General features: G+C 48.2%; 15 protein-coding genes and 1 tRNA gene. 3 read left to right on the top strand and 13 right to left on the bottom strand.

What is annotated here, in order from left to right; all coding sequences use genetic code 11:
* Positions 1-188 precede the first annotated feature (188 nt).
* The 5 genes from pth to A1sIIB60_RS00670 all read right to left on the bottom strand — a co-directional run bounded on the left by pth (position 189) and on the right by A1sIIB60_RS00670 (position 4097).
* Positions 189-773 (bottom strand): aminoacyl-tRNA hydrolase, encoded by a 585-nt coding sequence (pth, locus tag A1sIIB60_RS00690; protein WP_095688807.1) that lies wholly within the window; start codon positions 771-773, stop codon positions 189-191.
* Positions 774-790: 17 nt separating this feature from the next.
* A complete protein-coding gene (locus A1sIIB60_RS00685) occupies positions 791-1411 on the bottom strand; it encodes a 50S ribosomal protein L25/general stress protein Ctc (RefSeq protein WP_095670606.1) in 621 nt (206 codons plus the stop codon).
* 141 nt (positions 1412-1552) lie between these two features.
* The gene (locus A1sIIB60_RS00680; protein WP_095688806.1) at positions 1553-2533 is read right to left on the bottom strand and encodes a ribose-phosphate diphosphokinase; all 981 of its coding nucleotides are present in this window, start codon (positions 2531-2533) and stop codon (positions 1553-1555) included.
* 5 nt (positions 2534-2538) lie between these two features.
* The gene (gene glmU, locus A1sIIB60_RS00675; protein ID WP_095688805.1) at positions 2539-3975 is read right to left on the bottom strand and encodes a bifunctional UDP-N-acetylglucosamine diphosphorylase/glucosamine-1-phosphate N-acetyltransferase GlmU; all 1437 of its coding nucleotides are present in this window, start codon (positions 3973-3975) and stop codon (positions 2539-2541) included.
* 50 nt (positions 3976-4025) lie between these two features.
* Positions 4026-4097, bottom strand: a tRNA-Gln gene (locus A1sIIB60_RS00670).
* Between the two features lie 79 nt (positions 4098-4176).
* Between A1sIIB60_RS00670 and A1sIIB60_RS00665 the strand changes: the two genes are divergently transcribed.
* Positions 4177-4671 carry a MarR family winged helix-turn-helix transcriptional regulator gene (locus tag A1sIIB60_RS00665; protein WP_095688804.1) on the top strand — a complete coding sequence of 165 codons (495 nt, stop codon included), beginning with the start codon at positions 4177-4179 and terminating at the stop codon, positions 4669-4671.
* A 13-nt stretch (positions 4672-4684) separates the two neighbouring features.
* On the opposite strand, the gene A1sIIB60_RS00660 is transcribed toward A1sIIB60_RS00665, so the two are convergent.
* The 5 genes from A1sIIB60_RS00660 to rsmI are packed head-to-tail and all read right to left on the bottom strand — an operon-like array spanning position 4685 to position 9723.
* Entirely contained in the window at positions 4685-5605 is a 921-nt protein-coding gene (locus tag A1sIIB60_RS00660; protein ID WP_095688803.1) for a 4-(cytidine 5'-diphospho)-2-C-methyl-D-erythritol kinase, read from the bottom strand.
* Between the two features lies 1 nt (position 5606).
* The gene (gene rsmA, locus A1sIIB60_RS00655) at positions 5607-6446 is read right to left on the bottom strand and encodes a 16S rRNA (adenine(1518)-N(6)/adenine(1519)-N(6))-dimethyltransferase RsmA (RefSeq protein WP_095688802.1); all 840 of its coding nucleotides are present in this window, start codon (positions 6444-6446) and stop codon (positions 5607-5609) included.
* Positions 6443-7315, bottom strand: a complete 873-nt coding sequence (locus A1sIIB60_RS00650) for a TatD family hydrolase (RefSeq protein WP_095688801.1) — start codon at positions 7313-7315, stop codon at positions 6443-6445. The genes rsmA and A1sIIB60_RS00650 overlap by 4 nt, the downstream gene beginning before the upstream one ends.
* Positions 7316-7321: 6 nt before the next feature.
* Positions 7322-8884, bottom strand: coding sequence for a methionine--tRNA ligase (gene metG / locus A1sIIB60_RS00645; RefSeq protein ID WP_095688800.1), 1563 nt, complete (start codon positions 8882-8884; stop codon positions 7322-7324).
* Positions 8881-9723: a 16S rRNA (cytidine(1402)-2'-O)-methyltransferase gene (gene rsmI / locus A1sIIB60_RS00640; RefSeq protein WP_095688799.1), complete on the bottom strand. Its 843-nt coding sequence runs from the start codon at positions 9721-9723 to the stop codon at positions 8881-8883. Before rsmI ends, metG begins: the two co-directional genes overlap by 4 nt.
* 28 nt (positions 9724-9751) lie before the next feature.
* Here rsmI and A1sIIB60_RS00635 point away from each other — a divergent pair, with 28 nt between their 5' ends.
* The gene (locus A1sIIB60_RS00635; RefSeq protein WP_223298693.1) at positions 9752-11026 is read left to right on the top strand and encodes a dolichyl-phosphate-mannose--protein mannosyltransferase; all 1275 of its coding nucleotides are present in this window, start codon (positions 9752-9754) and stop codon (positions 11024-11026) included.
* A gap of 6 nt (positions 11027-11032) precedes the next feature.
* Here the strand turns inward: A1sIIB60_RS00635 and A1sIIB60_RS00630 are convergent, their stop codons facing one another.
* Genes A1sIIB60_RS00630 through A1sIIB60_RS00620 form a run of 3 tightly spaced genes read right to left on the bottom strand, consistent with a single transcriptional unit; the run spans position 11033 to position 13391 of the window.
* Positions 11033-11809 carry a hypothetical protein gene (locus A1sIIB60_RS00630; RefSeq protein ID WP_095670596.1) on the bottom strand — a complete coding sequence of 259 codons (777 nt, stop codon included), beginning with the start codon at positions 11807-11809 and terminating at the stop codon, positions 11033-11035.
* 50 nt (positions 11810-11859) lie between these two features.
* Positions 11860-12444 (bottom strand): GNAT family N-acetyltransferase, encoded by a 585-nt coding sequence (locus A1sIIB60_RS00625; RefSeq protein WP_095688797.1) that lies wholly within the window; start codon positions 12442-12444, stop codon positions 11860-11862.
* Between the two features lie 20 nt (positions 12445-12464).
* On the bottom strand, positions 12465-13391 hold the full coding sequence (locus A1sIIB60_RS00620) for a molybdopterin-binding protein (protein ID WP_095688796.1): 927 nt from the start codon (positions 13389-13391) through the stop codon (positions 12465-12467).
* 45 nt (positions 13392-13436) lie between these two features.
* On the opposite strand from A1sIIB60_RS00620, the gene A1sIIB60_RS00615 reads away from it, so the two are divergent.
* On the top strand, positions 13437-13994 hold the full coding sequence (locus A1sIIB60_RS00615) for a 5-formyltetrahydrofolate cyclo-ligase (protein WP_095688795.1): 558 nt from the start codon (positions 13437-13439) through the stop codon (positions 13992-13994).
* Position 13995 lies beyond the last annotated feature (1 nt).

The following is a 13995-nucleotide window of genomic DNA, read 5'->3' as shown; positions in this document are numbered from 1 at the left end:
ACTCAATTGATCGACAGACAAAGCAATTTGGAAATTCTAAATATTTTGACATGACTGCTTCCCTTCTTTGTGTTGAAATGGCCGGGGAAGCATTAATAGTATGAGCGTCTACTTGAAAGTAACCCGAAAGAAGTTAGTTACATTTAAATGAATAGCGGTAGAACGGTTAGAAAATGAAAGCCTAAAACTCAACCATTGAATCTCGACTGCGTGAAATCCAACCCCTTAGAAATTAAAGACTCAACAACATCTGCGCCACGATCTAGAAATTCTCCTAAATCTTTCTTCTCTTCCTTACTAAATTGCTTCAATACAAAGTCAGCTGGGTCTTGCTGTCCCATTGGGCGACCTATGCCGAGGCGAACGCGGTAGTACTCAGCGGTGCCAAACGCTGAGGTGAGCGATTTCAAACCGTTATGGCCATTATCTCCGCCTGCGATCTTGGAACGAATTGCGGCAAAGGGAATATCTAACTCATCATGAAGAACAATTACCTGTTGTGGTTCCACTGAATAGAAGTTAGCGAGAGCTTTGATTGGTCCGCCAGATTCGTTCATGTAACTCTTTGATTTTGAAAGGATCACCGAAAAAGCATCGACACCGACGCCTAACTTATAGGCGGCGATGTCGGTGCGTGACTTGTGTGTACTTAGCTTTACGTTGTGACGTTTAGCGAGTTCATCAATAACCATCTGGCCAACGTTATGGCGAGTGGCTTCATATTGTTCGCCCGGGTTACCGAGGCCAACAATTATCCAAGGAGATGTACTCACGAGGTAAAGAGTAAGGCTTAAGCGTCTTTCTTCTCTGCATCAGCTGCTGGTGCCGCTGCTGCATCTGCAGCGGGTGCAACAACTGCAACTTCTTCAACCGCAGTTGAACGCTCAGATAGGTGAACCACGATTGTGCGTGGGTCAGAGATCAACTTAACGCCAGCAGGAAGTGCAACGTTCTCTGCATAGAGTGATTGACCAGCTGCAAGACCTGTTAGATCAAGTGTGAAGAATGAAGGAATAGCAGTTGCTTCAACTTCAACTTCAATTGTGTGGTTAACGTGCTCAAGAATTCCGTCACGATCGTGTTCGCCTTCTGTGTGAACAGGAACGCCAACAGTAACTTTTTCACCACGACGAACAGCGACTAGGTCGATGTGCTCAAGGATCTGCTTAAGTGGATGGCGAACAATCGCCTTTGGAAGTGTTAGTTGATCCTTGCCATCGATATCGATTTGAAGGAGAACGTTTGATTGCTTCAAAGCAACGCCGAGTTCGCGCGCTGGAAGTGTGATGTGCTGTGGCTTCTCGCCATGGCCGTAGATAACTGCAGGAACTAGACCTGCAACGCGTGCGCGACGTGATGCGCCTTTACCGAACTCTGTGCGAGTTGTTCCGGTGATCTTGATTTCAGCCATTTTTATTACTCCTGTTTGATTTGATCTGAATACTTCGGGGCTTTACTTTTTTAACACGAAGTTCCAGCAGGAGTTAAATCCTTACCGTCGATTACGGAGTTTTTCACCCTCGCCGGAAACCTGGGCAAAGGTTAGCGCGGCTTAGCTGTGTCCGTCAAAAAGGCTTGTTACGGAGCCATCTTCGAAGACTTCGCGGATCGCACGAGCCAGAAGCGGCGCGATTGAGAGGACGGTCAGCCCATCAAAGCGCTTATCTTCATCGATCGGAAGTGAATCGGTCACGACAACTTCGGTGACCTTGGAAGCCTTTAGGCGATCAACTGCTGGGCCAGAAAAGACCGCGTGCGTTGCCGCGACGATAACTTCTTTTGCACCTGCTGCAAATAAGGCATCTACAGCTTTAGTGATTGTTCCTGCAGTATCGATCATGTCATCAATTACTACACAAGTCTGGCCTTCGACTTCACCAACAACTTTTCCGGTAACTGATTCATTTGGAATACGTGGATCGCGGGTTTTATGGATAAATGCGATTGGGCAGCCACCAAGTAGTTCTGACCAGCGCTCGGCAACGCGTACGCGACCTGAGTCAGGAGAAACAATTGTTAGGCGAGTGCGATCTACTTTGCTGCCAACGTAGTTTGCGAGCATTGGTAGTGCAAATAAGTGATCAACTGGTCCATCGAAGAAACCTTGAATCTGTGAAGTGTGAAGATCAACAACCATTAGGCGGTCAGCGCCAGCTGCCTTGTAGAGATCTGCCATCAGACGTGCGGTAATTGGCTCGCGACCACGGTGCTTCTTATCTTGACGTGCATAACCATAGAAAGGTGCGACCACGGTGATGCGCTTTGCAGATGCGCGCTTTAGCGCATCGACCATGATTAGTTGTTCCATGATCTGCTTATTAACTGGCGCAGAGTGGCTTTGAATTACAAAGGCATCGCAACCACGAACTGATTCTTCGAAGCGAACAAAAATTTCGCCATTGGCAAAGTCATATGCGGATGTTGGTGTTAGCGGAATACCAAGTTCTTCGGCTACTGCTTCGCTGAGCTCAGGAAATCCGCGGCCTGAAAAGAGTCGAAGTTTTTTCTCTGAGGACAAACGAATTTCGCTCAAGGAAATTAGCCTTTCTTCTCGTCGCGTTTTTCGGAAGCTTCGGCAGCAATTGCTGATTTGGTGCCGGATCGCTTGCGCATGACCCAACCTAATACATTTCGTTGCTTACCTCTAGCGACACCCATGGCACCGGCCGGAACATCTTCAGTAATTACAGAACCAGCCGCGGTGTAAGCCCCGTCACCAATTGAAACAGGTGCAACTAACATCGAATCACTACCGATGCGGACGTGATCTCCGATAGTGGTGTGATGCTTATCTACTCCGTCATAGTTAACAAAGATCGTGGCCGCGCCAATATTTGAGCCTTCACCGATGGTGGCATCGCCCACATATGAAAGATGTGGAACTTTAGAACCATCGCCAACTTTTGCATTCTTAATTTCAACGAATGCGCCAGCCTTTGCGCCAGTTCCAAGAACGGTGCCTTTACGTAAGTATGAGTACGGGCCAACGTTTGCACTGGCGCCGATAGTTGCTTCAAAACAATTCGATTCAACAATGTTTGCGCCCTCAAGCACCTTGCAAGATTCCAGCGTTGTGCGAGGCCCAATAACTGCGCCAGTTGCGATCTTTGAAGCTCCCAAGATCGCAGTACCAGGAAAGATAGTTACATCGTTTGCGATCTCTGCAGTTGCATCAATCCAAGTTGTTGTCGGATCAACAATTGTTACTCCCGCGCGCATGAAACCTTCGTTGATGCGATCACGGAGCAAAGCAGCGCTTTCTGCTAACTGGACGCGATCGTTAACTCCCAAGATTTCGATGAAATCTTCGATTAGCGCAGCTGCGATTGTTCCGCCTTCATTGCGCAGAATTTCGATGACATCAGTTAGATATAGCTCGCCTTGGGAATTATCGTTAGTTAGCTTGCCAATCGCTCCAGCAAGTTTCTTAGCATCGAATGCGTAAACCCCTGAATTAACTTCGTAAATAGCCTTAACAAAATCATCAGCATCGCGCTCTTCAACGATGCGAAGTAGTGAGCCATCATCGCCGCGAACAATGCGCCCGTAACCAGTTGGGTCAGGATGTTCTGCAGTTAAAACTGATGCGGTGAAGCCACCTTCGTGGTGAGTGGCGAGAAGTTGTCTAAGTGATTCGCCGGTAAGCATCGGCGTATCGCCGGCCAAGATCAAGATAGTTCCTGAAATATCTGTACCTGCGAGCGCCAACTGAGTTGCATGGCCGGTGCCGCCGCGACGTTCTTGGAAGACTGTTGTGACGTTAGGTGCGACTTCGCGTAGATGTTCTTCAACTGCTTCGCGTCCTGCGCCAACGACAACGCGTACTTGTTTTGGGGCGAGCGCGCTAACGGCGTTTAGAACATGGCCGACAAGTGAGCGACCGGCAACTTCGTGCAAAACCTTTGGCGTTGATGATTTCATGCGAGTGCCTTCACCGGCGGCGAGAACAACAACCGTTTCGAGATTTGCACTCATGTAGTTAAGTCTAACGCTCCGCTAGCACCATCGGCGGGCAATCTAAATTGCTCCGCCACCAGGTATCGATCCTGGACCCTGGGCTTCAAAGGCCCATGTGCTAGCCACTACACAATGGCGGAACGCATATTCTCCCTCATATCTATGTGTGCTCGCGACCATTTCGGGGCGATCCCCGTAAGCGATATATCCTCTAGACCTATGAGCGCGCACCGTGATGAAGTCGACCGCCTAATCGCGGATTGGAAGCGCGAGCGCCCCGATTTAGATATCAGCCCCTTTGCGGTGCTTAGCCGTATTTCACGAATCTCTCGAAATTTAGATATCGCCCGTCGTGATGCTTTCGCCGATCTGGAAACTTCGGGCTTCGATGTTTTAGCTGCGCTGCGTCGTTCTGGCGATCCATATCAACTCTCCCCTGGCGCACTTATGCAAGAAACACTTGTCACAAGTGGCACCATGACAAATCGTTTAGATCGCTTAGAAGAATTGAAATTGATTACCCGCCAACCAGATCCTGATGATGGCCGTGGATCACTCGTTACTTTAACGGCATCCGGAATGCGCGCAGTAGATAAGGCTTTGGAGGGTTTGCTTGAACAAGAACGTGAACTGTTAAAGGGCTTAACCCGTGATCAGAAAGTCGCTCTAGCCGATTTACTTAGCGCACTCGCTGCGCACTTGGAAGAAAAGTAGAAAACTAAAAAAATTAGATGACCTTGGCACCGTGCACTGGTCCATAAGCTCGGGCAACGCTTCCAACAACTCCGCTAGAAGTTAACGCAACAGCCAAGTCTAAACCCTGCTCTTCATCGGCAACCAAGAATGCAACTGTTGGCCCAGAGCCAGAAACGATCGAACCAAGTGCGCCATATTCTTCGCCAACATCTAGAACTAAAGTTAAAGCCGGGCGGAGCGAGCAAGCCGCGGATTGCAGATCGTTATGTAGCGCCTGACCAACTGCTTTCGAATCTGCAGCGAGTAAAGATTGCATCAGCGCATCGCTCGTTTGGGGAGCTGCGATATCTAAACCAGCGCGCAGTCGATCGCACTCTTGATAAACCGCAGGAGTTGATAAACCAACGGTTGAGAGCGCTAAAACCCAGTGATATGTGCCGCGCGATAACGCTGCAGTTAATTGATCGCCGCGACCTTGACCAATTGCAGTGCCACCAGAAATCATAAATGGAACATCGCTACCAAGTTGTGAGCCGAATTCGTGCATCTCTTCTCGTGACATCTCGAGTTCGTAAAGTTCATTTACGCCAACTATTACTGCGGCGGCATCGGCGCTGCCACCTGCCATGCCACCTGCAACAGGGATCGATTTATTCACTTCTATATGGGCATCAATGACAAAGTCGTAGTCGTCGGCGATTAACTGCGCTGCCTTTACCGCCAAATTAGTGGAATCGGCTGGTACTCCGTGTGTGTGATCACCGATGATTGAAATAGTTATTCCGTTACCTGGTGCAGATTTTGTAATCGTGACATCGTCATAAATTGAGATCGCTTGAAAAACAGTAACTAAATTATGGAAACCATCGGCCTCACGTGGGCCAACTGCCAATTGCAGATTCACCTTGGCAGGAACTCGTACGGTGACAGAGTTGCGGTTACTTTTGGACACGCTAAGACTCTAATCCTTGTTGGGCAATTTTGCAGAAGCCATGGATGTCGAGTGATTCACCGCGCAACGTTGGGTCGATTCCCGCTGCAATCAAGTGCGCTTCGGCAGCAGCGGAACCGCCATAGCGAGATGAAAGAGCAGCACGTAGCATCTTGCGACGTTGTGCAAATGCTAGATCGATAATCGTAAAGACTTCCTTACGAAGCTTTTCATCGCCCGGTGTTGCGCGACGTTTAAATCCAACTAACTTCGAATCCACATTTGGCGCTGGCCAGAAGATCGAACGAGAAACTGAACCAGCACCTGTTACATCTGCCCACCATGCCGCTTTAACGCTCGGAATTCCATATTCCTTAGTGTTTGGTTTTGCGGCCAAGCGATCTGCAACTTCGGCTTGCACCATAACAACACCACTACGCAGAGTTGGCAGAATTTCTAGAAGATGTAAGAAGACCGGAACTGAAACGTTGTAAGGCAAGTTCGCAACTAAGACTGTTGGCTCACCTGGAAGTGATTTAACTTGAAGAGCATCTTGATTGATGACAGTGAGAATTTCGCTGCGATCGCTATGTAGCGCAGCTGTTATAGGTAGTTGGTTTGCTAAACGTGAATCAATTTCAACGGCAATTACGCTGGTTGCTTCTTCCATCAGCGCAAGAGTTAGCGAACCGAGGCCCGGACCGATCTCAAGTGCGACATCACCGGCAGTAACGCCTGCGGTGCGAACAATCTTGCGGCAAACATTGGCATCAATTACAAAATTCTGGCCAAGTGCTTTGGCAGGTTTTAAATCTAACTTTTCAGCAAGGGCGCGAATTTCTGCAGCACCAAGCAGGGTCATAACGTAGAACCTGCGGCAAATGATCCAAAGATGCGTTCGGCGTTATCGGAAAGCGCCTGGGCGAGTGCGCCAACGCTCTCATTACGTTCTTCAGCCATAGCGCGAACGATATTTGCAATCTGCGCTGGTGTATTTAGCGCGCCGCGATTTGGCATAGGAGATAAGAAAGGTGAATCTGTTTCAACCAATAGTTGATCGTGTGGCACAAGTTTTACCGCATCGCGAAGTTCGGGGGCGTTCTTAAAAGTTAGCGTGCCTGCGAAAGAGAGTATGTATCCGCGATCAATGCAGAGCTTGGCCATATCTACCCCGCCTGAGAAGCAGTGAAAGACAGTCTTTTCGGGAGCGCCAACTTCGAGCAAGATAGATAAGACATCATCATGTGAGTCACGATCGTGGATTACTAACGCCTTCTTTGTCTTCTTTGCTAATTCAATATGCCATTTAAATGAATCCTGTTGGCGTTTGCGAAGTTCTGGTGGAGTCCGGAAATAATCTAAACCCGTCTCACCAATTGCACGGACTCGTGGGTGGCTCGCAAGTTCTTCGATGATTTTTAAGTCGGCTTCTAAATCAGGAACAACGGGCGCTTCATTGGGATGCAGCGCAACTGCGGCAAGCACGCGGTCGTTAAAGTGTTCGGCTGCTGCAACACACCATTTTGATTGTTCTGCCGAATATCCAACTTGTACAACGCGATCTACGCCAGCGGCTTTTGCATCATCTAAAACTTGCTTTACTTCTGCCGAATCAGGTGCAGCATCGGTAACGATTTCTAAATGCGCATGTGCATCGACCGTTGGAACAGGAAGTGGTTTCGGCGCTGGCGCCAGTGGGCGATCAATATCGCGATTGTGGCGATCTGCCATAGGAAATTACTCTTTAGTCTCGAGTCGTGGAAATAGCACTGGAGTCTTAGTTACAAGAGTTCCTTCGGGAAGTTGTCCCCATTGTGCAACCTTTGAGATCTGCTGATCTGCAAGTGAACCAATAGTTGCATTTGCACCAAGTGATTCCCACAAGATTTCTGTTGTTGCCGGCATTACCGGATGCAACAAGACAGCAAGTGCGCGAAGTGATTCGGCGGTGTTATATAAAACTTCTTCTAGCACTGCTTTATTTACTGGATCTTTCGCCAGGATCCATGGCTCTTTCTCGGTGACATAGCCATTTACCTTCTTGCAGAAATCCATAACCGCGTTGATTCCGCCCTGGAAATCAAGTGCGACCATTGCAGCATCGGCTTTTTCAACGGTGCTAGTTAGCGCTGCAGAAAGTCCGGCATCGGTAGCTTTCGCCGGCACTTTACCTTCGCAGTATTTTTCAATCATCGCAGCCAAGCGTGAAGCCAGGTTGCCAAAGTCATTTGCGAGCTCTGATGTGTAGCGAGCCGACATATCTTCCCAAGAGAAAGATCCATCGCTGCCGAAAGGAATAGCGCGCAAGAAGTAATAACGGAAGGCATCAACGCCAAAGTGATCGGTGATATCAGAAGGTGCGATACCAGTGAGCTTGCTCTTACTCATCTTCTCGCCGCCAACTAGCAACCAACCGTGAGCAAATACTTTCTTAGGAACTTCTAAACCTGCAGCCATCAACATCGCCGGCCAGATAACTGCGTGGAAACGCAAAATATCTTTTCCAACTAGATGTACATCTGCTGGCCAAGTCTGTGCAAACTTCTTGCCACCTTCTGTATCTGGCGCATCTGTTAAACCGACTGCAGTTGCGTAGTTAAGGAGCGCATCAAACCAAACGTATACAACTTGATCGGTATCCCAAGGAACCGGAATGCCCCAATCAAATGTAGAACGTGAAATTGAAAGATCAGAAACGCCACCTTCAAGGAATGAGACAACTTCGTTGCGTGCACTTTCTGGTTGGCAGGCATCTGGATTTTTGCGGTAGTGCTCTAAGAGCGGCTCAACAAATGCAGATAAACGGAAGAACCAGTTATTTTCATTGACGAGTTCAACCGGCTTGCTATGAATAGGGCAGAGCTTCTGTCCATCGGCATCGATTAGATCGCCAGGCAGCTTAAATTCTTCGCAGCCGACGCAATATGGGCCTTCATATTTACCAGCATAAATATGCCCAGCATCTTTAAGTGATTGCAGAAACTTTTGCACACGTTCGGTGTGACGGGCTTCAGTGGTACGGATGAAATCGTCGTTCGCGATATTAAGCGCAGTCCAATTTGGCTTCCACGCTTCTTGCACCAAACGATCTACCCACGCTTGTGGAGCAACGTTATTTTGCTCAGCGGTGCGCATTACTTTCTGACCATGCTCGTCGGTGCCAGTTAAGAACCAGACAGATTCGCCGCGTTGGCGATGCCAGCGAGTTAAGACATCGCCGGCAACGGTTGTATATGCATGGCCAATATGTGGCGCATCATTTACATAGTAAATCGGCGTTGTTAGGTAGAAAGATTTCACGAAGGCATCTTATTCGCATCAACTACCGCTGCATAAACGATCCGCTTAGGCAGGTCGAATTCATCGGCCACAGTTGCAATTGCCGCCTTGCGATCCATGCCCGCCGCCTCAAATTCACGAACTCGCGCAACCATCTGATCTGCAGTGACTTCTGCCGTTCCGACAGCCGCGCCTGCAATAACCATGGTTATCTCCCCCAAAATCTCTTTTGAGGTCGACCATGCAACTAGTTCAGCAAGAGTTCCGCGAACTGTTTCTTCATAAGTCTTGGTCATCTCGCGACAGATCGCTGCCTTGCGATCGCTACCAAATACCGCAAGGGCATCTTGCAGTGATTCGGTGATGCGATGTGGCGCTTCGAAGAAAACCATCGTGCGCTCTTCAAAGCGGAGTGATTCATAGAGTGCTTGACGCGCGCCAAGTGCGCGCGGTGCAAACCCTTCAAAGGTAAAGCGATCTGTTGCAAGCCCAGAGAGCGCAAGGGCCATAACCGGTGCACTTGGTCCAGGAATAACTGTTACCGCTAAATTTTCAGCGATCGCATCACGTGCTAAACGAAATCCCGGATCGCTAATTGTTGGCATGCCAGCATCCGATACAACCAAGACGTTTTTTCCAGCGCGCAATAATTCAAGAATCTCTTGCGTGCGTTCTGTTTCATTGCCATCAAAGAATGAAATAACTCGGCCAGTAAAGGTAACTTCGATATCAGAACATAAGCGATGAAAGCGGCGCGAATCTTCAGCGGCGATAACTTCAGCGTTTGCGATCGCATCTTTTAGGCGCGGGCTTGCATCGCCGGGATTTCCCAGAGGAGTTGCTGCCAACGTGAGCGCCATGGGTACATCCTCTCAGTACGCTAGGTATGTGAAAACCCGCATCTACGTTGGCGCGATCACTTTGATCTCACTTGCCTTGCGGCTCTTCAATCTCGGAACTCCGAAGGGCTTCGTCTTTGACGAGGTTTATTACGTAGATGGTGCGCGCGATTATTTGGCACACGGCGTTGAAATATCTGGAGATGACCCAGAATTTGTCGTTCACCCACCGGTTGGAAAGTGGCTGATAGCGCTAGGTATAAAGCTATTCGGGGATAACGAATTTGGTTGGCGCTTTATGGGCACACTTCTTGGCTCTGCCATGATTGTTTTAATCGCCCTTATCGCAAATCGTTTATTTAGAAATTCCTATCTAACAATTGCGGCAAGTGCGCTAATGGCGATGGATGGATTAGCGTTAGTACATTCTCGTACCGCGTTGCTGGATATCTATCTCTCATTCTTCATTCTGCTTGCGACTTATTTCTTCTTGGCGCGTTGGCACTGGTGGGCTGGTATCGCACTTGGTCTAGCGGTTGCAACCAAATGGAGCGGGCTGCATTTCCTTGCGCTATTTGCAGTTGTTGCACTCTATCGAGCATTTGCACATAACACTGGGCGTGACTTAATCAAGCCGACTGTAAAGACCGCAGCGCAATATGGGTTGCTACCAATATCAATTTATATAACTTCTTGGTCTGGTTGGTTTGCCAGTAGCCGCGGATGGGCGCGCGATTACTCCGAAAATATAATTACATCATTCCTTCACTATCACTCCCAAATGTTGGGCTTTCACACCGGGTTAGTCGAAAAACATTCTTACCAATCCAATCCTTGGAGTTGGTTGATAATGGGAAGACCAACATCTTTCTACTACGAAACCCCAAAGACCTGCGGGGCAGATAATTGTTCGCAAGAAGTTTTAGCGCTTGGAACTCCGCTGCTCTGGTGGTTGGGAACTATCGCACTTGCTGTAGTTGTTGGCTTTTGGATTAGATCGATAGCCGTTAAACGTTATGAGCCGCCACTTAATTTAATTATTGCTGGAATGGCTGCTGGATATCTACCTTGGTTCTTCTTTCAAGAGCGCACGGTTTTTACCTTCTACGCAATTGTCTTTCAGCCCTTCTTGATTCTCGCCGTTATTTACTGCGCCTACGCGCTACTTATGCACTTTGAAAGTAAGCGAAATACCTATCTGGTTCTGGGTTTTATCGCCTTTGCGATCTTTATAAACTTCATATTCTTCCTGCCGCTTTTCACAGGAGATGTGATTACCTACGATTCATGGCAGGCGCGTATGTGGCTGCCTTCCTGGGTTTAAATCTAACTATTCGTTAGCGGCGCGGTTGCGCTTCATGCGCTCAACAGCTTCATCTGCAAGTTGCTGATCAAATATTTCATCACGTGATGGCGCAGCCGCGGCAAGGGCTTCGCGTTCTAGGCGCTCTTGTTCTTCACTCCACTGTCCAGGTGTCGTCAGATCAATTACCCGCTTTGGAGTAATCGCCTTAGGAGCATTTACATAAGTTGGAACCGGCACAGAGTTTGGTTGCCATTCTCCGCGAGCGGCTGCTGTTCCCTTAGGCAAAAGTGTTACACCAGTAAGTTCGCGTTCGGAAAGTGGAATCCAATGTTCAGTTGAAGGCTTCGGTGCAACAACATCTGCCAAATTTGTTGATGAGACACCAACTGTTGTGCGATGAATCTGAGTAACGCGGCGGCGACGCGCTCGGTCCGTTGTTGTCTGGTGGCGAACATGTACCAAGTAGAGAACTAATCCAACTACTGGCACTCCGATAAATGAAATTGCAAGAGTTTGCATAATCGCACCTACTGTCGTCATTACGAAAGCGATAATAATTAACAAGAAAATAATTCTGCGGCGCATAAGTTGTTGGGCAATTTTTGCTTCTCGATCTAGGTCGGTGTGAATTACCCCGGTTCCAGAACTTCCACCTGGAGAATTTTCTGCAACTATGCGAAGCGCACTTTTATATCTTTCTACATTTTTTCCAGAGAACTCGTTTCGATCGTGCACCCAGCGTGGGAGGAAGTAAGCCACCCACATGCCGATAATCGAAAGATAAATAATTCCAGAAGCCATGATAGGTCAAGGTTAGAGGAGCACCCCTGCCACCCTGTGGATTTAGAGGGTTAAATGACCTGGAAATTTTCTTTCACATAACAGTGATGGTCACGCCATTTTCCATCGATATGTAAATACCTAGGTCGTAAACCTTCAAAAATATAGCCAGCTTTCTCGGCGACCTTTATCGAAGGTGCATTTTCGGGGCGAATATTTATTTCGATTCGATGCAAGGCCAGTTCTTCAAAGCCAAAGCGGGTCAACACATTTACCGCTTGTGTTGTAAATCCACGGTTGGCATATGCGCGATCTATCCAATAGCCGATATGCGCCCCGCGCATCGCTCCATATGAAACACCGCCCATCGTTATCTGCCCGATTAGGTTGCGCCCTTGCTCGTTAATCTGCCAGATAGCTAATGAGTAAGAGCGTCCGTTTCGTCCTTCACGGCGATGCCATCTCACCATCTCGCTAAATGAAGGGAGTTGGCTGGAGTTCTTCTCTCCTGGAACTTTCGGAAGGGTGGCCTCCCAATCAGAGAGCCAATCTTTATTTTCAGCACGAACATGAAGCCAACGACGACGATCGCGGATTCGCAGCGGGCGTAATTGCAACTCGCCATCAGTTAAGAAAATCGGCCAGTGCTTAGACATATTTAGACCTATATCAATACTTATATATAACGGCGCTCGAGCACGACAACTGTGACATCACTGCCTGCGGTGATATTTAGATCACCTTCTGGAACAGCGATAAATGCATTGGCATCAGAGAGAGTGGCTTGTTCATCTTGAGTACTAGAACCTTGAGATAGCAACGGAAGAACAGATTTTCCATCTTCAGATAAGACCGCACGGATATAAGAACGATATCCGCCAGAAGAGGTGATTGCTTTCTCCAGCTTTGCCTTAATCGATGGGCGATGAATTGTTGCCGCACCAAGCATTGTGCGAATCATCGGCCGGATGAAAAGTTCAAATGAGATGTAAGCAGCGACTGGATCACCTGGCAGAGTTACGACCGGAGTCTTATCCGGACCAATAACACCAAAGTTATGACGGCCGCTAGATTCGATAGCGATATCGACGGTGGTTATTTCACCCATTGCCGAAAGTGTGCGGGTAATCAAATCAAATGAATCATCATTGCGTTCTCCACTGATAATAATTAAATCAGCGCGAACTAATTGATCTTCAATAACCGCCTGCAGTTGGGCTTCATCGTCAGGAATTGTGTGGACACGATATGCAACTGCTCCAACTTCACGCACTGCAGTAGTTAGCAACCACGAATTAGTCTCGTACTCTTCGCCGGCCTTTAACTCTTTACCTGGTTCAACTAAATCTGGACCTGCTGAAAGCACAACAACGCGCGGGTGCGGACGCGTAGGCAAATGATCGCGTCCAATAGATGCAGCAAGTCCGATCTGGGTCGAGCGAATTCTGGAACCGGATTTGAGAACTAGACGTTCTCCGGCATAAATATCCTCGGCAAGAGTTGCGCCATGCGCATCTAGCAGGGACATCTCGAACGCTTCGAGTGGTCGACAGATCGCTAATAGAGAGGAGAGAAACTCATCTACACGAGTGCGGTCTGACATAATCGGAAACAATACTTCTAGTGCAGTAGATAATTGGGGATTTAGATGAGTGCAGCAAGCGAGAAGTCTGAACTTCGCACTCGCTATCGTTTTGAACGCCACGAAAGATATCTAGATCACTCTTTTTCACACCTTGCTACATCTTCAGAATTTTCTAAGGCAAGCGCTATCGCCAGTTATATCTCTTATGGCGATGAACCAAATACGCAAGAGCTAAATGAAGCGTTATTGAAGAGCGGCAAAGATCTTTACCTGCCGCGAGTAAACGGCGTCGATCTCGCATGGGTGCGTTGGAGCGGAGCGAGCGATCAACTTGCGCCAAGCAAGTTATCAAAACAACTTCTTGAACCAACCGGTGCTGCGCTTACCGATCTTTCAGTGATCAATTTAATTGTTGTTCCGGCTCTACGTATTGACAGATCTGGATATCGCTTAGGACAAGGCGGCGGCTTCTACGATCGCGCACTTCCGAAACTCTCAGCATGGAGTATCGGATTGATCCATCCAGATGAGATCTCTAGCGTTGATCTACCTCGCGAAGAATTTGATATGCCGTTAAACGCTGCGGCAACACCAGATTTAATTCTTAGATTCAATTCTTAGC

It is taken from the genome of Candidatus Planktophila lacus (genome assembly GCF_002288385.1).
Lineage (GTDB): Bacteria > Actinomycetota > Actinomycetes > Nanopelagicales > Nanopelagicaceae > Planktophila > Planktophila lacus_D.
Note: the sequence above shows the minus strand (reverse complement) of the source record. Positions and strands in the feature narration are given on the sequence as shown.

Excerpts from the sequence above, each read along its gene's own strand:
- A1sIIB60_RS00685 (WP_095670606.1), bottom strand. The coding sequence starts at position 1,411 with ATGGCTGAAATCAAGATCACCGGAACAACTCGCACAGAGTTCGGTAAA.
- glmU (WP_095688805.1), bottom strand. The coding sequence starts at position 3,975 with ATGAGTGCAAATCTCGAAACGGTTGTTGTTCTCGCCGCCGGTGAAGGC.
- A1sIIB60_RS00665 (WP_095688804.1), top strand. The coding sequence starts at position 4,177 with ATGAGCGCGCACCGTGATGAAGTCGACCGCCTAATCGCGGATTGGAAG.
- rsmA (WP_095688802.1), bottom strand. The coding sequence starts at position 6,446 with ATGACCCTGCTTGGTGCTGCAGAAATTCGCGCCCTTGCTGAAAAGTTA.
- A1sIIB60_RS00650 (WP_095688801.1), bottom strand. The coding sequence starts at position 7,315 with ATGGCAGATCGCCACAATCGCGATATTGATCGCCCACTGGCGCCAGCG.
- rsmI (WP_095688799.1), bottom strand. The coding sequence starts at position 9,723 with ATGGCGCTCACGTTGGCAGCAACTCCTCTGGGAAATCCCGGCGATGCA.
- A1sIIB60_RS00630 (WP_095670596.1), bottom strand. The coding sequence starts at position 11,809 with ATGGCTTCTGGAATTATTTATCTTTCGATTATCGGCATGTGGGTGGCT.
- A1sIIB60_RS00625 (WP_095688797.1), bottom strand. The coding sequence starts at position 12,444 with ATGTCTAAGCACTGGCCGATTTTCTTAACTGATGGCGAGTTGCAATTA.
- A1sIIB60_RS00620 (WP_095688796.1), bottom strand. The coding sequence starts at position 13,391 with ATGTCAGACCGCACTCGTGTAGATGAGTTTCTCTCCTCTCTATTAGCG.
- A1sIIB60_RS00615 (WP_095688795.1), top strand. The coding sequence starts at position 13,437 with ATGAGTGCAGCAAGCGAGAAGTCTGAACTTCGCACTCGCTATCGTTTT.